The sequence below is a fragment of the Sodalinema gerasimenkoae IPPAS B-353 genome (genome assembly GCF_009846485.1).
In the GTDB taxonomy this organism is placed as follows: Bacteria; Cyanobacteriota; Cyanobacteriia; order Cyanobacteriales; family Geitlerinemataceae; genus Sodalinema; species Sodalinema gerasimenkoae.
Window position 1 is genome coordinate 1,949,029 of sequence record NZ_ML776472.1, and the last position, 19,609, is coordinate 1,968,637.

The window sequence follows — 19,609 nt, forward strand, 5'->3', positions numbered from 1 at the left end:
AGCTGTTTTGCTTATCTTGACATAATTTTCTGGATAGCTAGGAGGTTCTGGCTCAGAATAGTCGCGGCTTCGTCCAGGTCGGCATCACGGGTGAATTTCCCTAAGCCGATGCGGAGAGAGCCTTCAATGGCTGATTCCGATAGGCCAATGGCTCGCAGGACATGGGAGGGGGTTTCCACGCCGGAGGTGCAGGCGGACCCGGTGGAGATGGCTAGGCGATCGCGCACTCGGGCGATAATGGCACTGTTGGGAATCCCAGGAATGGAGAGATGCAGGTTTCCGGCGAGGCGATGGTCGAGGTCGCCGTTAATTTGAAGTTGGGGGATGTTGGCTTGCAGGATGGACTGGAGGCGATCGCGTTGACGAGCAATGCGCGATTCGTCTGTCTCCATTTCCAGGGTCCGTAGGCGGGCCGCTTCTCCTAAGGCGACAATCCCCGGTAGATTCAGGGTTCCCGGTCGTTGTCCCCGTTGCTGGCCGCCGCCGTAGAGGAGGGGAGTAAGGGGGGTTTGGGGACGCACGACTAACGCGCCACAGCCTTGGGGTGCGTAGAATTTATGACCCGAGAGAGCCAGAAAGGTGAGTCCCCAGTCGCGAAATTGGAAGGGGAGTTTTCCAACCGCTTGGGAGCCGTCGCAGAGATAGGGGACCTGGTGGGTTTGGGCGATTTTGGCGATCGCCTCCACGGGATAGAGGGTGCCAATTTCGTTGTTGGCGGCCATGACGCACAGCAGGTCGATTCCCTGGCAACAGTAGCGGTCAATCTCCTCTAGGTCGAGTTGTCCGGTGGCGGTGGGGGTGAGATAGTGGAGTTGGGCCTGTCCTCGTCGGGCGATCGCCTCGCAGGTATCGAGGACGGCTTTATGTTCGAGGGGGTTGAGGAGAATCTTGAGGGGGGTGTCCCGCAAACATCCCTGAATGGCGAGGTTGATGCTTTCCGTTGCGCCGGAGGTGAAGAGGATATCCCGAGGAGATGCGCCAATGAGGGTGGCCAGATGCTGTTTGGCGGTTTTGACTTGTGCGGCGGCGCGATCGCCGTAGGGGTGGTCAATGCTACTGGCGTTCCCGAAGTGGTGGGTGAGGGTGTCGGTCATCACGTCGATGACGCGCGGATCGACGGGGGTGGTAGCGTGGTAGTCGAGGTAGATGGGAAGCATCGGCAGAGGGTAGGCTAGACTAGGTAGGGATTAATCATCCTCGAAAGCCAGGTCAGGTTATGGATAAACAACAGGTTCTGGCGTTAGTTCAGTGTCATCGCGATCGCCTGGAGGAGTTTGGTGTGAAAGCCTTGTTTCTCTTCGGTTCTGTGGCGCGAGACGAGGCGACAGCGGAGAGTGATGTCGATATTTTGGTTGAGTTTCATCATCCCGTAGGGTTATTTACCTTGCTGCGCCTGGAGTCGTTTTTAGAGGAGCTTTTTGGCTGTTCGGTTGATGTGGGAACACCTAATTCACTGCGGCCTTATGTTCGTGATTCGGTATTGAAGGAGGCGATTCGTGCCATCTAGGAGTTTTTTAAGACGACTTCAAGATGTCGTCGCTGAAATTGAGGTTATAGAAAGCATGACTCAGGGTTTAACCTACCAACAGTTTTCGGATAATCCCCAGGTTTTGCGTGCTACTTTGTATAGCATTGCTGTAATTGGCGAGGCAATTTCAAGTGGAATTAATGATTTAGAAGCACTCGATTCAAGCATTCCTTGGTTTCAAATTCGAGGACTCCGTAATCGTGTTATTCATGAATATTTCCAAGTTGATAGTGAGGTCATTTGGGAGACGCTACATTCAGACTTGCCGATTCTAAAAAAATCTCTAACAGATATTTTAGAGTCTTATCCGTCCGTATAATAGTTGTAATTTGTTAATAATCTAAAGTCTTATATCATCTCAATAGTCCGGACAGTTTTCCGGGCAAGCGCTGAAACCCTTGGTTTCTCGCTGGCTAGATCACTGTGGAAGAGGGCTGAAACCCTTGGTTTCTCATTGGCTTTCAAAAACTGTCCGGAGTGTTGAGATCATCTAAAGGTTGAAGATTTTTATCTACATCAGGAAACTCATCCTCAATTTTAGAAAAACTCTTGAGTAAAGATAGTAAAGAGGTCTCAGAAGGTATATCAGAAACAGGTTGAATCACCAAGAGAGAATCCTGTTTACGTAATACAACATCTCGTTCACTCATAGCAAACTCAGGTGGTATTCTTAACACCTGTTCTGAACCGTCTTGAGCCATTGATGTCCGGTACTCCTGTGTCATGGTGTGACTCCTAATACTTCTAGAGCTTTTCTCCCCTATTTTACCTCAGCTTCAATAAATTCGCCAAATCCTCGAAAATTCTCATCCAAGGAATAAAGCAAGTTATGAATAAACTGACGTAGCTGATTGACTAACAAAAACGAAGAGAGAAAGAGGTGAAGTGTAGAGAGAGAGGATGGAGAGGCTTGACAAACCGGGAGGGGAGCCAGCACTCTCAATGACCGAAACTACTCAAACCATTGATAGCCTGTGAAAAAGAACTCCCCACTCTATAATATCCTGAATCAGAGCCTCGGTCTTTGGCAGCGGGGTAATAGCTATCTCTGTATTGGCTAGAATTGGATTCGTCATGCCCCCTAGGTTTACGGAGGGAGGCTTATTCGTCGTGTTCGCTTTACTTATAATTGTGACGGTGAGCAGGCTATGGCTTCTCAACGACAGTATCAGGCACGTGCCTACCATCTTGAGTTCTCGGTTCTCTCTTACCCTCCTACGGCGCCCACTCAAACTTTTGTTCGTCAATTAGCCTAAAACCAGTCCTGGCAATTTAGATAAAGGCAAAACATCAATAATATGATCAGAAAAATTTAGGGAAAACCTCCAATCTTCTTTATTCATTGTAAAGAAAATTCCCAAATCTTTAAGGTTTTTTATTACTCCGATGTTCCAACATATAATGTACTTTGTTTGATGAATTGGATGTTCGTGCTTGAAAAAGTTAGATAGTGAGTACTCAAATTCAACGGTCACGTATTCTTCTGAAAGAGTATGTGGAGACTTTTTTATCTTTATCAATCCATCAATTCCAATCTGAGATGTATGCTCAACTATTTGAAAAAAATCTAAAGCACTAGATATTTCTTTTTCCAACTTAGACGCTAATATTATCAGTTCTTTTTCATTAGTTGGCTCAAAGCCCAAGTCATATTTTTTGCCACTTTTTTGGTCAACAAAAAATATTCTTTTTCTGTTTTTTATAGATAATTTTCTATCTTCAATTTTCTTGACTAAATTGTACTTTTCAGATTCAATGTATTGATTGAGAAATGATTTTATGTTTTCGCTCTTGGCTACATAGCTATAGACTTTTCTCAAGCAAAAACTCAAATTAAAATCACTTGATTGGCTAAATATGTTTATTTGGATCGGGGATTTGATACGAACTCCATATAACAAGTACATATCAAAACTTATGGATTTAAAAAAAACCTTGACATCTATTTTTTTTGTCTCTGTGTAACCATCATTTTTATATATATTTACGTTAATATTATTGGATTTTTTTGAATAGCTTTTATGGACAAAAGCCACAAATTGCAAATCTTCATTCTCAAAAAAACCAAGAGGATTATTTTCTTGTGTGAGAATAGTTTTAGATTGAGCGCCAACAAGAAGTTTGAATTGAATATTTTTTAGAAATAAAGGAAGAGACTCAGCCTTTAGCCACGTATTACTATATATTTCTCGTTCAAGAGAATCGAGATCTAGGATACTTGCTCCTCTCTTATACTTAAAAACAAAATAGTCCTCTTTTGCTGAATTTAGCAGATTTTCAATATCTATTTTATCTAAAAAGTCATGTGGTAAATTCCATTTATCACTTATATAACCTTCTTTTAAGTGTGGTGGAACTTGATGGAAATCATAAAAGCCTGGGAAGCCTAGTAGCCCAAAAATATTACCGTCTTCTACTTTTATGTCCTGAGTTATTGCCAAATACAAATCTTCTTTTACTACTGCCTTATTGATATTATCGGTACACTCAAACTTTACGAAGCACCAACCTGAGTCCTCATTCGGATAGATGGGAATGCTGATCTCCGATACTGAGTAATTACCCGTAAGACATCCATTTAATATCAATATTACGTACTTTTTGATGTCCATATCAAAATTAAATCGTTTTAGTTCTCTTGAATTACCTGCTGCAACTCCGCCTTTAGATGCCTGAATATAGCATCAACTCCTGCTTTTCCTGTGCTTTTTAAGCCAGGATCAATTTCTAAGACTGTTGGATCAGTCTTAGGCTTAGTTAAAACTCGTACTACTTTCTCCCTTCGTGACATTGCTTTGAGATAGATATCAATTTTTTCGAACGCTGGACTTCCTGCTGCATTTACCCACGTCATACTAAATAGTTCAGAAGCCAACTTAGAAAAAGCACGTATTCCCGTCTCCTCTAAAAGTCTGTACTGAAATGATCGAGTGCCTGGATAGTCCTTTGAACGCTTTTGGTTCAAATCTGGCATTTTTTCAATGTCTGACCAAAGTTCGGGCATGCAATTTTTAACGGTTTTCCAGTAATCTAAAATATACTGGATTGCTTTTTGACTAAGGTCTGAATTTTGCTCAGGATCAAATCCTTTAGTAACCCTAAAGTCATGATTAAACATTAATTCGATACACTCCTGAGCTGCACCGAACAAAAATAAAGTCCAATCGTATTTTTTTTGGCTGTCAATTCTACCATAAAATACTGATTCTTCATCATTCATTAAGGCATAAGCTGCTTGGCCAGAAAAGTTTTGATCGCGAGATAGAAAGCGAGTTAGTGACTTTTTGACGCCTTTCTGATTATCATTGATGTCTATAAACTCTTTTTCTTCTGTAGTCGGATCAATATTATCAATCGCCATAAAAGGAATTGGCCGCTCTTTTAGTTCTTTGGGTATTTCATCATCGATAGCTAGCTGAAGCAGCCCCCCCAATCGGTGTTGCCCGTCAATAATAGCAGCAAGATCATTAACTTTGAGTAGCCCAAACTGAGGGTTTTTGCCGTTAGGAATAAACTCCCACTTACCTCTAGCGGACAACAATACTGGAGGGATGATACAGTCACTTCTTTCCATGATAAAATCCTTTATTTTTTTCATTCGCTTTACATCCCCAGCCCTTTGATAGCCTCCCTGTGGCCTTTCCTCTAACATCGTAGATGACTCGGGATTTCCTGTGTTCTTTGCAACCACAGGAACAAACGTCAAATTTTTTATATTGAGAGGAGATAGAGTTCCTAGATAATAGACCAAACCTAGTTGATCTTCAACTTTTAAGACATTTTTCAATTCTAAAATCATTTTAAAATCCTCAGATACTTAAATTAAAGTGAACAAATTAAGCAAGGAATAATATCATCGTCTAGTGTTTCAGCCAAAGTCTCCGCAAGTGTTTGATTAGAGGATTTACTCGGCTGCGATCGCCCCTTTCGATGATTCTCAATAATCTCATCCTTTCGGGCTAATAACTCCTCAAGAGTTTCCCCCTGAGTCCAAGTATAATCTCGGCCATCCTTATGATTCTTCTCATACTCGATCGCCTTCTCAAACAAATCCGGATGCTCCTGAGCCAGCATTACCCACTCATACTTGCGTTGGAAGAAGCAAAAATAACAGCCAGAACGACTGCGCCAACGATAATAATCCGGTAAGCCAATCCCACTTTCCTCCAACAAGTGGATAATATCGTCCTTCACCAAACCCCGCTCCTTAAACGGAAACACAGGTTTGATATTGGGTTTACTGGAGATGTAGCCATCCCGGTTCTCATCAGCGCGGATACCGATATAACTGACGGTATCATCGTCACCAATGAACTCCTCAAGAGGCTTAATCTTCATCTGGCGGGTACACCAGCGATTATTCGGAGAAGGAAGATAACCCCCATACACATCTAGCCAATGGTCAAACCCCTGATTCGCACTCAGGCGCTCAATCTCAATCCCTAAACGGGCCTGAATGCGATCAAGATACTCATAGGTTTCCGGGAGTTCCTTGTGGGTATCGCAAAAGAAGTATTCCATATCAGGAATCTCCTGATGCAACAGCACCGCCAACGCTGTGCTGTCCTTACCTCCAGAAAGTCCTAAAATATGTCGCGTTTTCTGACCAGACATAATTGACATTGTTTTGTCGTAAGGTTATCTAACGGGATTTCACATCCCCCAGCAATGATAGGAATCACCTGCTACCAGTGACTCCCCTCACAGACTAACATCATCGCACCTAAGCCTGAGATACCGGTTGCTGCGGAGACTCTAACACCCGCTCCATCAACCGGAGCGCGATCGCCTCCCGAACCGACGGCTCCAACCCCTGCAACTCCTGCAAAAGCCGTTCCACCTTCGCCTCAACCTGCTCCATCCGCTCCAGCTTCATATCTCGCCACACCAGACGATGCTGTTCCTCCCCATCCAACTGCGTCAACGTCACCCGTTGCGGACGTAGATTCTCCGAAGGCGCCGCCATCGTCTCCGCCTCCCGCGCCAGATCCTGACGTACCGCCTCCAGATTACGGAACCGGCGCGCCAAATCTCCCAACTGCACCTCAAACGCCTGCATCGTCTCATCTCGCCAAGACTCCGCTGGCTTATCTGCAATCACCATCACCAGCGCCTCCAACCAGGCCCGTTCCTCCTTCGTCTCATCCACCGCCACCTTGACAAACCGCCGCAACGCCGGTTCCGTACAGTGAGACAACACCTGATGCGCACGCGATCGCAAATCCTCCCGCAACGTCGTTTCCGGCCGACGCACCCCAAACGCCTGATATAACAACTGCTGACAATCCGTCAACAACGCATCATACGCACCATGAATCTCTCGAACCGCCGCCACCAGACGCTCTCGTAACGCCTTCGCCGTTCCCGGTGTATCGTCCGCCTCCACATCAATCGGCTCAAAACCACAAGCCTGAGGAAGCGCCACAAACAACAACTCATCCGGCTCCTTCGCCTGACTCAACTCTCGTAACACCCGTTGCGCCACCTCACTCACCCGCTGCGTCTGCTTGGTATAACGAGGTAACTTCTGCGCAAACTGAAACAGCGGTTTCGCCACCATCAATAATGTCGTGTTGCGAACCTTCTGAGGAACCTTAGCCTGAGGATTCCGCAACATCTGTTCCAACTCCCGGAACACCTCCATCCGCAACCCTGCAATCTGAAAATACTTCAGCGCAAACCGGTCCGGAGCCTTCACCAGTAGCTCAAAATGCTCACTTCCCAACAGCGGAATAAAGCTTCCATCCCGATAAATCCCCACATCATCCAACCGATAGAGGAGGAACGCCGCCAACAGCACCGGAATCGTTCCCGGCTTAATCCCATACGGTGGCGCTTCCAAGATGTCATATAACTCCGCCAGCGATCGCATCTCCTGCGTCGCCGACTCACAAAACTCCTCAATCGCCTCCCAAACCGTCCATAATCCTGAATCCTCATCCGGTGGGAAAAATCCCCAACTGTCCCCCTCCTGTTGGTGCATCCCCGACTCTTGCAACACCGACTCATACATAGCCACCTCAGGGCCATATCCCTCCAACCCTAATCGTGGTTGATCTCCATAATCCAACATCCGTTCAATCAGAACCCGTCGCGCCTTCGCTCCCTGTGTCGTCAACTCCCGACGATTGAGCATCTCATTACGCAACACCAGTCCTCGCTCATAGATGCGATCGCACAACTGAGATAACCCCGCACTAAACGCCTTCGCATCCCGCCATTGCACCGTCTCCCCCTCTAACCAACCCTGAACACCGCGCCAGTCAAAGGTTTGTTGAAAACTGCGATCGAGCATTTCCTGTCCTTGCAACAGACGATAATTCACCTCACGCCGCGCCACCCCATCACTCTGAAGCTGTCCCGCCGTATCGCGAATCTCTTGCAGCGCCGCATATTCCAACGCCTGCGATCGCAACGTCAGCAACCGTTTCCCCGCCAACACCAACAACGGTTTCCCATCCGCCGTCCGTTTTCTCACCGACTCAGGAGGCCGTTCTCCCACCCAGTAGCCAATTACCCCATCGCCTCCCTGGGTGCAACGCAACGACTCCAGAGAGGTCTCCTCATCCACATATAACCGTTCAAAATAGCGTAACGTCCCCGTGGTGTAACTATGACGTTGCACCACCATCGGCGTCAGAGGATACCACTGCGACAACATCTCCCTAAGACTCTTGCGGTTGTCTTGCATCCTCGCATCCACTTCCGCATCCACATTAAACTCCGACCCCTCCCAAATCCGCAACTCATCGCGAGTGCGATGATAGGTCAGCAAATTTTGTTTGAGCAGGGTTTCAATGACCTGACTCCAGCCGTTCCGTTCCACCCTCTCATCGGGAGTATCACACAACGACGACACCACCAACTCCCAACTGGCGCGAGCCACTCCCGTCACGGAGAGCAAATTCAGCATTCCAATCACTTTCAACACCCGCAGCTTCTCCGCCTCCAGGTGTTTCGCATCCTGAATCAGTCCCTGAATTTCCACCCATTTTTGAGCATTGGGACGATAGGACAATCCCATCCCCACGGTTTCCACAAAATAGTCATACACCCGATCCAACTTTAGGGTTGCAGGGAGAGTCCCATTAACGTCTGTTTCCTCCAAATAGCGCCGCAATGAGAGAGGTTCTGAACTGGTTAAAAAGGTAAACAGGGAGCGGTCATTTTGAGCATACTTAGAACATAAGCTAGGCAAACTATAAGCCGCCACGGGATGCAGGGGATAAATCGCCTCAATCGACTCCGCCGTTAACTCCGCCGTTCGCGATAGGTCTTTTAGACTATCAACCCAATCCTCACCAAAACTCTTGACCGCCGCCGCAATTTTCATTCCCTTCTCATCATCGAGTTCAAACACCTGTCCCATCAGGCGAATCATTTGACCCGGTGAACTTTCAAAGGGAATATCTTGAAAACGGCCTTGGATTTTCGTCCATTCATTTCGTTGGTTGCGAGAGAGTTTCCGACCATACTCATCAAATGCCTGATGTAACAGTCCGAGGATGGCAACAGAATACTCGTCATCTTTGGGCAACTCAGCAATCTGCTGTAAGAGATATAAATCTTCAGCTCCCTCCGCATAAACTGCATATTCCAGGGTTTTTCCCAGTTCATCAATAACCAATAAAACCGGAGCCTTAGCCGCAAAAGATACTTTTTTTATCCAATCAATAACTAAATTTCCCGGCAAATTCGGCTCAGCCGCCAAGTTGTCAACTCGGGATTGTAACTCATCTAAAATACTCGGTTTTTTACCCGGTTTACTGCGCCAAAATTCCTTGGCTCCCCGTAACAAACCCCGAATAATTGTGTGACTAATCGGTTCCCGTTGCGCCTTCGCCACCGCACAGACAAATCCCTGAGCGGGAATCGCCTCCAGTTGGTCCTCTAACCCCACATCGGCAACCGCCAGGATCTGCCGTGCCAATTGTCCCGTTTCCGCCGTCTCAGCATTGCATAGCGCCGTGAAAAACTGAGCAAATGACGATTTTCCCGTTCCATAGACACTGGTGAGCGTCCAGGCGCGATCGCCCTGAGGATCGTTTAAACTCGTCAGCAGGCGCTCTAGGGTATCTACCGCGCGATCGGTGAGAATATAGCCCTTGAGCGCATCCGCATTGACAAAATCGCGCTCTACATCAATCGAACGAGAATAGCGGCGGTTGAGGCGAAACATTTGGGACAGGGGCTGACTCATAGGGCAGCGACAGGCTCCGTATAATACTGTTCTAGGATATCGTCTGCGAGGGAGTTTGGATCTTCCGTGAAGGAGAATTGTAGTAATCCCTCCGACTCCCGCACCGCCACACGAGGGTCACGGCTTTCCACATCGGCGATCGCATCACAAATCACCCGTTCCGGCAATTTAAACGTCAACCCTGGACTGTGGGGGTCATAGGTTAATCGTGACACAGAAATGGTCTTCGCACTGCTAGTTTCAGCAAACTTTAAACAGGCATAAACAATAATCTCTGGCGGTAAGTTTTCCTTTTCCCCAATACAAAACTTATACTGCTTGCGTGACCTTGAAATCAAGCCCAACCCAGAAAAGGGACTATTGATAGAATCTTCAATGGCTCCGCGCTGAAGTTCCGGCTCTGAATACATCCTGAGAATACAATTCATGTCCTTCTTCAGAGAAGATACTGCTGTTTTCTTTCCTGGACTGCCATCACTATACTGTTCTAAGCTAGTGAGCAAATCTTCTGGAGAAAACTCAACTGTATGAAAGCCAAAAAAGGCGATCGCCCAAGCCGTAGCCTCTTCTGGATTTTGCAGCAACTGCCAATGCAACAACCACAAGGAAGCCGGATTTTCTAAAAAGGTATCCCACCCTTCATCGCCGAGCAATTTTTCACCCAACTCCGTCGGCTGATCATCTTCCAACACCTGAAACGCATTACACCAATAGCGGATAGAGCGCACCATATTCTTCCCCACCCCCAAACGCACCACAGCATCATCAGCAGTGAAGATTCCAACCGCTTCACCCTGTTGAGCCTCTTGTTGCGCTGCATCAAACCCCTTTTTCAGCCAGCCAAAACGCGGGTGAAACGTCTCATGGCGTGCAAAGGCAACTTTTCGCAAATCGGGGAATAGGGCCGTTGACGTGGCAACCATAGCATCTCGGAAATCAGGGCAGGGTTTCTCATTATGCCTCTAGTTTGAGTTTGGCACAACTTGCCCCCTTACCCAATAGCCCCCAGATCACGCCGTCTCAGCAAAGCGCACCCGCCGATAAATCTCCCCAACCGGGAGTTCCACATCAAAGCGAGGAAACCCGATCGCCCCCTCCAACCCCTCCAACGCCCGAAACTCCCACACCCCCTCATCCCGACGAGAGAACTGCTCAACATACGGCTCCTGCTGACTCACCAGCAGATACTCGGCAAAACTGGGAATCGAACGATAGCGTCGGAACTTATCCCCCCGATCATAGGCCGCCGTTGACGGAGACAACACCTCCACAATCAGCGTCGGATTGAGAATCTCATCACTTCGCTGTTCCTGAAACACCGGTTCCCCCTCCACCACCATCACATCAGGATAGGTGGCGCGATTGTATTGAGGAAGCCATAGCCGTAAATCACTCGCAAAGACTTCATACTTGCTATCCAATTGATTCAGAAGCCAAGAGACAATAGCTAAGACAATTTTATTATGAGTTGCCGAACCACCCGTCATCGTCACCACCTCCCCATCGCGATACTCATGACGCTCCAGCGACTCCGCCTCAAAACGTCGATAGTCGTCCAGACTGTAGCCTCGACGCACCTCCGACGTATCCACTTCAACCACTGGGGGGGATGTTGCTACAACCATAGTCTCAACCTCTCACTATCACAACCTAGGCTCTCACCCTCACCAACCCCTAGTTTAAGGTATCCTCATCCGACTCCGGCTGCGCCAAATGCCGTAACTTCTCCTGAAACGGCGATCGCACCTCAGAGGGAGTAAACGGATTAATCGGATCATGCAGCCTCATATCTCGTCCCCCCGCCTCCTCCTCCATCTCAATCACCTGCGCCTCGGGAATCTCCTCCTCCGGCTGCACCACCCCCGGCAAACTCCCACACATCAACCGCTCAAACTCACCATTAAAATGTTGTACTGGCATCCCCCGCCGTTGCCATAACTCCAGCAACTGCTGCACGGAAATCCCCTTATACCGTCCCTGATATAAGGCCTCTAAAATTGCCAGACGCAACCAATCCGCCCGAACCTGTTTGAGGGCGCGTTCGACAAACAACTCCGCTGCCTCCCCAGCCAAATCAAACCCATAATAGGTCAGGAGGGCGATCGCCTCTTGTACCGCTGCCTTTTCCGTTGAATCCCGCACCGATAGTTATCTCAAAAATCTCAAATAATGGACTCAAAAAACCGTCTCACCCCCCTCATCCCTAGCGAGTACAACGCAACCCTCCCCGCACCGCACAGCGTTCAGGATTACTAAACGATCGCGTCGTCCCATTCCAATCAAAATCACTAATCCGTAAACTCAACCCCCCAATCTCCTGTTGCGGATTGACAAAAAGCGTAATCCCATAAGTCCGTCGGCTATATTCCAGGGTGAAGTTCGTACTAAAATTCTCCCCCGAATCTAAGTTAATCGACGTTTGCACCCCAGCCCGAAACGGCCCATAAAGCTGTTGCACCAGGCCCAAGCGTAACACCCTCGGGTCCGCAATACGGTCAAACAGGAACGGCGACTGACCCGACCCCAGAGTTTCCGAATACTCCACATTAAGGGAGGTATAGTCCAAGAAATTACGGGAGAAATTGCCAAACTGCGCCTGCATCCCCACGCTCCCCTGTAACGAGGTTTCCGAGTCCCCACTACTATAAAACCCCGCAATCCCCCGAGCCGCCACATAGGCCCGCACAAAGGGAACCACCGGCACAGGGGTATACCGTAACCCCTCCTCCGCCGTAGGGGGTAACGCTTCCCCCTGCCAGAGGGTAAAGCCTCGCCGCAACACCGCACTCCCCTGATAGCGCGTCAACGACACTCGGTTATTCTCACGGACGGGATCCAACAGACTCAAATCATCGGTATCCGACTCAATCCGGTTCACCCCAAACTGATAATTTAGGGAAATCCCCGTCGAACCCAACACATACTGAGGCGAGGCAATCACCGCCCCAATACTGCTATACACCGTCTGAAAGCCCAACGAGCCATTAAAGAGGCGATCGCGGAACCCATATTCTCCCGTCAGGGTATGATCCCCCACCAACTGCGACAGCCGCGCACTGGCTCGCAAATCTTCATCTGCATCAAACTCAGCCAAATTCAGATTGAGGATATCCGCATCGGCCCGCAGTATCGTTGTCGGCGAAAAGCGCCCCCGCGCCTGCACCAATGCGCCAAAGTTATCTAACTTGACAAAATTGCCATCATTAATCGCCTGTTCCGCAAAATACTGAGGTGCCACCGTCAAGGAAAATCCCGGCGTCTCCACCAGATTAAACCGTCGCTGAATAAACACCCCGCCGCGATCTTGCCCATCATAGCCAATCTCGAAAAACGGGTCCTGGCGTTCCCGGCGGTCAAAAATAAACCGTCGTCGGGGAATCCCAATGGAAAAATTATCATCAAACACCAATCGCGGCCGTTCCAGGCGCAACTCTTCCCGCAAGGGATCAATACTCTGCAACGTGGCGCGATCGGCGCGAATCTCCAACTCTGGGGGAGAAAAGGGGTCATTGGTAATACTGACATCTCGGCCCTCCCACCCTTCAGAGGTAAACGTCACCTCCGCCGCTTCAAAGCGAAAATTGCTAATAGTCCCCGCACCCTGGGCATCCTGAAAACCCGGCCCCGTCCCGATTCCCACCTCAATACTGCCCCCCGAACGAACCCGAAACGGCTGCTGATCACGGATGCGATTACTCTGAGGCGCATCTGTCAGCCCCCGGGCATTCACAGATACCGGCAATAGGGTACTATCAGGCATCTCAATCAGGCCCACCTCCTCCCCCGTGGCACTCCCCAAACGGGTTTCACTGGTGACTTCCCCCCGCGCCTGGCGAATTTCCCCCGTCTGTTGCACAAAGTTATAGCGGAACTCCTCCCCCCGCAGCAGTTGTCCTGGCAAAGCCAGGGCCACATCGCCCTGGGCCCGGGCCATCCGCGTCAGCAGATTCACCTCTAGGCGATCGGCATCCAGCACCGAATCACGATAGCGCATCACCACATTGCCAACAGCGGTAAAAATCTGTCGTTCTACATCAAATTCCTGATAATCCGCCGTCACTTCAATCGGCGTGTCCAGTTCCAAGGGGCCTTGTAACGTTTGCCCATTGACCTCAGGAATGGCTTCAGGAGTCTCTTCAGGAGTCGCTTGGGCCAGGGGGTTCTCTTGCACCACCTCCGGCGGGCTAACCTCCATATCTACCTTTGGGGTAACCGGTTCTCGTCTCAGGGACTTGGGACTTAACGCCGGATTCCATTCTAGACCTACCTCTGGACTCACCTCTGGGGGGGCGATCGCCTTGGGTTCCCCAGCCAACGTCAGCGTCTCGTCCTCCATAGGGGACACCGTCGCCAAAAACTCAGGAGACGCCGCTGATGTCAGTTGTTTCTGACTGACAACATCAACCATCGGTGGGGGGGTGGGGGGATGCGCCGGATAGATCATCTGACGAAACGCAAAAAGGTCATAACAGAGTAGAGGGAAGTCCCGTGGGCCCGCGAATAGATTGGGGATGCGTTGATTAGGGTACTGGCTCACGCCCCCAGACAGCAAGGGGGGTGCGAGTAACCCGCACCCCACCTCTGCTTAATCTCTTCAATCGAGTTGAGTTTGATTCATGCAAGTTTTGAATGAATCTTTATTCTGCGTCCCGCCGACCGGGGTTGCGCGCCGGGTCACTGGATAGGAATCCAAAGATAAACAACAGCACGAAAAAGGCAATAACGGCGTAAACAACGATTTTAAGGGCTACCATGATTGAACTCCGAGGGGTTTACAAAAATATTTTTGACGGCCGGCCGCGATCGCCAAACCGCACTAAAACCGTATTCCATCTTACCGTTAATTTGCCCGTTCCTGCCGGCGATCGCCAAACTTACTCGCCAACCTTGACAATCCATAGTCATTATGAGTAGCATTAAGGAGTCATCATTCAAGATGTAGAGGTCATCACCTCTGATCAGCCCCACATCTGGCAGCAACCATGAGACTCGACGACATCCCCCTCGCCCAAATTCGCCGTCCCCTACCCCGAGTAACCGACCCCGACAAAGTCAAGGCCCTCATGGCCTCCATTGCCGAGATCGGTCTTCAGGAACCCATCGACGTTCTCGACGTTGAGGGACAGTACTACGGATTTTCCGGCTGTCATCGCTACGAAGCCTGTCAACGGCTTGGCCATGAAACCATTCGCTGTCGGGTGCGCCGCGCCCCCAAAGCCGTCCTACAAATGCACCTGGCTTAGACGAACCCATCTCCCCCCATCGATAGCAGTCCCGAAACTGCGCTTCGCACCTTCGATAGAGACAGTCCGCCTCAGGATTGGATACACTTTGAAACAGAAGGAACTCAGGTATCAGGCCCAAAACCAGGGGATTTGTCCCCTCCTCATCGTGATCCTTCCCTTTGACCATCAGTTTAGGAACCTATTCTATGCCCACCATGCCCATCGAAATCGGTATTGACGAGAAATCCCGCAAGGCGATCGCCGAAGGACTCTCTCGCCTCCTCGCCGACACCTACACCCTTTATCTCACCACCCATAACTTCCATTGGAACGTGACCGGCCCCATGTTCCAAACCTTGCACACCATGTTTGAAGTGCAATACACCGAACTAGCCCTGGCCGTCGATGAAATTGCCGAACGCATCCGCACCCTCGGCTACGCTGCCCCCGGAACCTATAGCCAATACGCCAAACTCACCTCCATCGAAGAACCCGACGGCGTTCCCTCCGCCAAGGAGATGATTCAACAACTCGTCAAAGCCCAAGAAGCTGTCGTACGCACCGCTCGCAGCCTCTTCCCCGTCGTCGAAGAAGCCAACGACGAACCCACCGCCGACCTCATCACCCAGCGGATGCAAATCCACGAAAAAACCGCCTGGATGTTGCGTAGCATCCTCGAAGGTTAAGCTGAAGTTCTGACGAAATCGCCCTGACGGATGACCAGACCCCACTCGGCCCCTGAATCCGCCACCAATCGAACCGACCGCCTGCGAACCCTGATGACGCAGGCGGGAATTTCCAGTTTTCGGGAACTCAGCCGCCGTGCCGCCGTCTCTCAATGGCAGGTACGACAAGTGCGAACCGGGCCTCTCTCAGCCCTGCGTTGGGGAGTTCTCTGCCAACTGAGTCAGGCATTGAACCTCAGTCCCAGCCAGTTAATCGCGGCACTAGAGCGAGAGCAAAACCCAGTAGCGCCGCCACTGAGCCAACCTGAGTTGGGGGATAGGGAGTCCCTCAAACAGGAATACCAACGGCTGCAAATCCAACTGAGCCAACAATCGAACCGACTGAGCCAGGAATTTCAACGGGAGAGTCTGGAGCGGCTCGAATCTTTCCTGCGCTTTTGGTACACCGCTGCCGCCAAAGTCGAGCAAAACCCCCAGCTTCCCGCTAAAAACCTCTTGCCCCTCATCCGTCCCTTGGAACAGCTTTTAAAGGATTGGGGGCTAATTCCCATTGGTGAAGTTGATGCCATCGTCCCCTACAACCCCCAGCAGCATCAACTCAAACAGGGAACCGCCAACCCCGGCGATCGCGTCCGCATCAGCCATCGCGGCTACTATCACGGCGATCGCCTCCTCTGGCGTGCCCAAGTTGACCCCCTCCCCAACCCCCCTCACCCCGGTCAACCATGAGCCTAAGCGAACTCCAGCAGCATCGACAGTGGATGCAATACGCCCTCACCCTAGCCCAAGAGGCGGGAGACCAGGGAGAGATTCCCGTGGGGGCCCTCGTCGTCGATGCCCAGAATCAGCTCATCGCCAGTGCCAGCAATCGTAAAGAGCGCGATCGCGACCCCACCGCCCATGCCGAAGTCCTAGCTCTGCGAGACGCCGGACGCATCCTCAACCGCTGGCATCTCCAGGGCTGTCGCCTCTACGTCACCCTCGAACCCTGTCCCATGTGTGCCGGGGCGATCGTCCAGTCTCGCATCAGCCAACTCATTTACGGCGCCGACGACCCCAAAACCGGCGCCATTCGCACCGTCGTCAACCTCCCCAACAGTGCCGTTTCCAACCATAGCCCCCAAGTCGTCGGTGGTATTCTAGAGCAGGCCTGCCGTCAGCAATTACAACGCTGGTTCGCACAACGCCGTCAACTGACCCCCACTGCTCAGACAGCCCAACAAACTGGCTGAGACTTAACCCACCCCCTCATGAAATCCCCATAGCCTGAAAATAACTCAGTTTTCGACGTTTCCAACCCGAGTGGTTCTCAGAACCTGGCTCATTCCGGCTCTTCCCTGTCGTCACCTCTCCCCCAACCCATGACTCAGCTACACCCCTCCCCCAACCCGGATACGCAGGCGCCCGTCAACAGCTCCTCCGCCAACGCCGCCCCCCCAAACTCCATGTCTTCTCCGGTTCGCTCCACCTCCGTCTCCTCCCAAGTCTCCCCCTGGCTAACAGCCATTCTCTATCCCCTCGCTCGCTATCTCGTTCTTCCCCTCTACTTCCGTCGCGTCCAAATCCAAGGCCAAGAGAACCTACCCCAGTCCGGGGCCATCATCCTCGCCCCAACTCACCGCTCTCGCTGGGACCCCATCCTCGTCGCCCACTCCGCCGGATACCCCGTCACCGGTAAACATCCTCATTTCATGACCTCCGCTAATGAAACCGAGGGTTTGCAAGGGTTAATTGTCCGTCGGGTCGGGGCCTTTCCCGTCGACTTAGGTCGCGCTGGCATTGGCAGTTTGCGTCATGGCTTAGAATTACTGCTCAATCAACAGATGCTCGTGATTTTTCCCGAAGGGAACGTCTTTTTCATCCAGCGCAACCGAGAAAAAAACCAACCCGATCCCGAACAGGTGTACCCCATCAAACCTGGCTTAGGGCGCTTAGCCGTTCAAGCCGCCCGCAGCGATCGCCCCTCGGACCTAGACTCTGAGGAGTCTGGACTGCATATTGTCCCCATCAGCCTGCGCTACAGTAGCGGAACACCCAAATTCCGCTGTGAGGTCTCAATCCTCATCGGGGAGGCGATCGCCGTCGCCCCCTACCTCGACGAAGGGAGTTCCAAACAAGCCGCCAAATCCCTCACGGCCCGGGTCAAATCCGCCCTCGTTCAGCTTCACCAGCGCCTGAGCCAATAACCCCTTGTCTGTCCCGGTCCCTGCGATATAATAATCGAGTTTTTTGAGCCTCTGCTAAAACATGGCCAATCCGACCCTACTTCTTATTAGCCTCATTACCAGCTTTTTTCGAGAACGATTCATTCAGAAAACCCGCAACCTAGAAGCCGTCCAAGACCAGTTTTTACTAAAATTATTACGAGATTATGAAAACACGGAATTTGGTAAAGACTACGGATTTTCTAACATCAACTCCGTAGCAGAATTTCGGGAAAAAATGCCCATTCTTCCCTATGCCAGCTATGAACCCTACATTGAGCGAGTTGCCCAAGGAGAAAGCAACGTTCTCCTGCCCGATCCCGTGGTCTACATCACCTTAACCAGCGGTTCCACCGGTAAGAAAAAACTCATCCCCACCAGTCGCAAATCCCAAACCGTCTTACGTCGGGCTAACCTCACCAGCATGGGCTTTGTGCAACAGGCCCTGCAACGTCGCGGCCTCAAATTCGGCAAACTCCTCCTCACCAACTCCGCCCTCATGTGGGGAACCACCGAAGGGGGCATCAACTACGGCCCTGCCAGCGTTGGCGTGATGCGCATGGACGAACGACTCTATAAAGTCCTCTTCGCCAATCCCTTTGAAAGCCTACTCCCCGCCGACAGTGTCGCTCGCCATTACATCGCCATTCTCTTCGCCCTGAGCGATCGCAGCACCCGAGGCATGATTGCCAACTTCCCCATGTTGATTCTGCGGATGTGCAACTATCTCGAACGCTACGGCGAAGAGATGATCCAGGACATCGAACAGGGAACCCTCGCCGCCTGGCTGCCCCTAGAACCGGAGTTACGCCCCACCCTGGAGTCCCTCCTCGTTCCTAACCCTAAACGGGCTACTGAGCTGCGTCAGGTCCTGCAAACCGAAGGGCGACTCACCCCCAAAAGCGTCTGGCCCGAGTCCTTTTTCGTCACCGCCGCCCGTGGTGGAACCTCCGACTTTTACTTCCGTCGCTTTCCCGAATACTTCGGCGATCGCCCCATCTTTGGCGCTGTCTTTTCCTCCGCCGAAGGCACCTTTAGTATCTACCCCGACGTAGATACAGACGGCAGTATTCTCTCCCTAGAAACCGGATTTTTCGAGTTTATTCCCGAAGACCAATGGCACGTCGAGCAACCACAAACCCTCCTCCCCCGCGAGGTCAAAGTGGGCGATCGCTATCGCATTCTCCTTAGTAGCTATGGCGGCTTTTTTCGCTATGACATCGGTGATGTCGTCGAAGTGGTTGGCTTCTATAACCAAGCCCCTCTCATTGTCTTCAAACATCGAAGTGGGGGCATGATTTCCTCCACCACTGAAAAAACCACCGAAGACCATGCCACCCGCGTTATGGATAGCCTCCAAGCCGAGTTTGGCGTACGTTTCGAGGATTTCTGCCTCACCCTCTCGGGAGATGAATTTCCCGCCCGCTATCTCGTCAACGTCGAACTCGCCCCTGGAGAAAACTTAAGCGATCCCATCGCCTTCTTGCACCGGTTTGACGAACAGTTAGCCGCCGAAAATACTCATTATCAAATCTCACGGGGCAGTGACATTCCCCCACCCCGGTTACGGCTCTTAGAACCGGGGAGTTATGACCTATTACGACAACAACAAGTTGAGCGAGGCATTCCCGACTCCCAGTTAAAATTCCCCCATCTCACAGAAGACCGAGAATTTCTCGCCAACCTCCCCCTCTCCCAAGAGGTGCGATTGCCAGACGATCGCCCCCTCAGTACCCAGGAAGTGTAAGAGGAGTCCACTCCCCTCA

20 protein-coding genes are annotated in these 19,609 nt (G+C 50.8%); 8 read left to right on the plus strand and 12 right to left on the minus strand.

Features of this window, described 5'->3' with window-relative positions:
* Nucleotides 1-11: 11 nt before the first annotated feature.
* On the minus strand, nucleotides 12-1,157 hold the full coding sequence (locus L855_RS08460) for a cysteine desulfurase family protein (RefSeq protein ID WP_159786736.1): 1,146 nt from the start codon (nucleotides 1,155-1,157) through the stop codon (nucleotides 12-14).
* A 59-nt stretch (nucleotides 1,158-1,216) separates the two neighbouring features.
* Between L855_RS08460 and L855_RS08465 the strand changes: the two genes are divergently transcribed.
* Both L855_RS08465 and L855_RS08470 read left to right on the plus strand, forming a co-directional pair.
* Nucleotides 1,217-1,507 (plus strand): nucleotidyltransferase family protein, encoded by a 291-nt coding sequence (locus L855_RS08465; RefSeq protein ID WP_159786739.1) that lies wholly within the window; start codon nucleotides 1,217-1,219, stop codon nucleotides 1,505-1,507.
* Nucleotides 1,497-1,847: a HepT-like ribonuclease domain-containing protein gene (locus tag L855_RS08470; RefSeq protein WP_159786742.1), complete on the plus strand. Its 351-nt coding sequence runs from the start codon at nucleotides 1,497-1,499 to the stop codon at nucleotides 1,845-1,847. Before L855_RS08465 ends, L855_RS08470 begins: the two co-directional genes overlap by 11 nt.
* A 142-nt stretch (nucleotides 1,848-1,989) precedes the next feature.
* Here the strand turns inward: L855_RS08470 and L855_RS08475 are convergent, their stop codons facing one another.
* The 11 genes from L855_RS08475 to L855_RS08525 form a co-directional block, all read right to left on the minus strand.
* Nucleotides 1,990-2,253: an AbrB/MazE/SpoVT family DNA-binding domain-containing protein gene (locus L855_RS08475; protein WP_159786745.1), complete on the minus strand. Its 264-nt coding sequence runs from the start codon at nucleotides 2,251-2,253 to the stop codon at nucleotides 1,990-1,992.
* 522 nt (nucleotides 2,254-2,775) lie between these two features.
* Nucleotides 2,776-3,969: a hypothetical protein gene (locus tag L855_RS08480; protein ID WP_159786748.1), complete on the minus strand. Its 1,194-nt coding sequence runs from the start codon at nucleotides 3,967-3,969 to the stop codon at nucleotides 2,776-2,778.
* 188 nt (nucleotides 3,970-4,157) lie between these two features.
* Nucleotides 4,158-5,327 (minus strand): DGQHR domain-containing protein, encoded by a 1,170-nt coding sequence (locus L855_RS08485; RefSeq protein WP_159786752.1) that lies wholly within the window; start codon nucleotides 5,325-5,327, stop codon nucleotides 4,158-4,160.
* A 23-nt stretch (nucleotides 5,328-5,350) separates the two neighbouring features.
* Nucleotides 5,351-6,151: a phosphoadenosine phosphosulfate reductase family protein gene (locus tag L855_RS08490; protein ID WP_246198769.1), complete on the minus strand. Its 801-nt coding sequence runs from the start codon at nucleotides 6,149-6,151 to the stop codon at nucleotides 5,351-5,353.
* Between the two features lie 100 nt (nucleotides 6,152-6,251).
* Entirely contained in the window at nucleotides 6,252-9,728 is a 3,477-nt protein-coding gene (locus L855_RS08495) for a hypothetical protein (protein ID WP_159786755.1), read from the minus strand.
* Nucleotides 9,725-10,651 carry a DUF4007 family protein gene (locus L855_RS08500; RefSeq protein WP_159786758.1) on the minus strand — a complete coding sequence of 309 codons (927 nt, stop codon included), beginning with the start codon at nucleotides 10,649-10,651 and terminating at the stop codon, nucleotides 9,725-9,727. Before L855_RS08500 ends, L855_RS08495 begins: the two co-directional genes overlap by 4 nt.
* Before the next feature lie 87 nt (nucleotides 10,652-10,738).
* Entirely contained in the window at nucleotides 10,739-11,353 is a 615-nt protein-coding gene (locus L855_RS08505; RefSeq protein ID WP_159786761.1) for a Uma2 family endonuclease, read from the minus strand.
* Nucleotides 11,354-11,402: 49 nt separating this feature from the next.
* Nucleotides 11,403-11,870: a hypothetical protein gene (locus L855_RS08510; RefSeq protein ID WP_159786764.1), complete on the minus strand. Its 468-nt coding sequence runs from the start codon at nucleotides 11,868-11,870 to the stop codon at nucleotides 11,403-11,405.
* A 61-nt stretch (nucleotides 11,871-11,931) separates the two neighbouring features.
* A complete protein-coding gene (locus tag L855_RS08515) occupies nucleotides 11,932-14,136 on the minus strand; it encodes a DUF3769 domain-containing protein (protein WP_219729888.1) in 2,205 nt (734 codons plus the stop codon).
* Nucleotides 14,137-14,365: 229 nt separating this feature from the next.
* Nucleotides 14,366-14,482 (minus strand): photosystem II reaction center protein I, encoded by a 117-nt coding sequence (locus tag L855_RS08520; protein ID WP_159786770.1) that lies wholly within the window; start codon nucleotides 14,480-14,482, stop codon nucleotides 14,366-14,368.
* Nucleotides 14,469-14,633 (minus strand): hypothetical protein, encoded by a 165-nt coding sequence (locus tag L855_RS08525; RefSeq protein WP_159786773.1) that lies wholly within the window; start codon nucleotides 14,631-14,633, stop codon nucleotides 14,469-14,471. Before L855_RS08525 ends, L855_RS08520 begins: the two co-directional genes overlap by 14 nt.
* A 77-nt stretch (nucleotides 14,634-14,710) precedes the next feature.
* On the opposite strand from L855_RS08525, the gene L855_RS08530 reads away from it, so the two are divergent.
* From L855_RS08530 to L855_RS08555, 6 genes are all read left to right on the plus strand, one after another.
* Nucleotides 14,711-14,971 (plus strand): ParB N-terminal domain-containing protein, encoded by a 261-nt coding sequence (locus tag L855_RS08530; RefSeq protein WP_159786775.1) that lies wholly within the window; start codon nucleotides 14,711-14,713, stop codon nucleotides 14,969-14,971.
* A 161-nt stretch (nucleotides 14,972-15,132) separates the two neighbouring features.
* A complete protein-coding gene (locus L855_RS08535; RefSeq protein WP_425500564.1) occupies nucleotides 15,133-15,639 on the plus strand; it encodes a Dps family protein in 507 nt (168 codons plus the stop codon).
* Nucleotides 15,640-15,669: 30 nt separating this feature from the next.
* On the plus strand, nucleotides 15,670-16,368 hold the full coding sequence (locus L855_RS08540) for a helix-turn-helix domain-containing protein (protein WP_159786777.1): 699 nt from the start codon (nucleotides 15,670-15,672) through the stop codon (nucleotides 16,366-16,368).
* Entirely contained in the window at nucleotides 16,365-16,871 is a 507-nt protein-coding gene (tadA, locus tag L855_RS08545; RefSeq protein WP_159786780.1) for a tRNA adenosine(34) deaminase TadA, read from the plus strand. Before L855_RS08540 ends, tadA begins: the two co-directional genes overlap by 4 nt.
* Nucleotides 16,872-17,000: 129 nt before the next feature.
* On the plus strand, nucleotides 17,001-17,825 hold the full coding sequence (locus L855_RS08550; RefSeq protein ID WP_281349488.1) for a lysophospholipid acyltransferase family protein: 825 nt from the start codon (nucleotides 17,001-17,003) through the stop codon (nucleotides 17,823-17,825).
* A 61-nt stretch (nucleotides 17,826-17,886) separates the two neighbouring features.
* Nucleotides 17,887-19,590: a GH3 auxin-responsive promoter family protein gene (locus L855_RS08555; RefSeq protein WP_159786783.1), complete on the plus strand. Its 1,704-nt coding sequence runs from the start codon at nucleotides 17,887-17,889 to the stop codon at nucleotides 19,588-19,590.
* The last annotated feature ends 19 nt before the right edge of the window (nucleotides 19,591-19,609 follow it).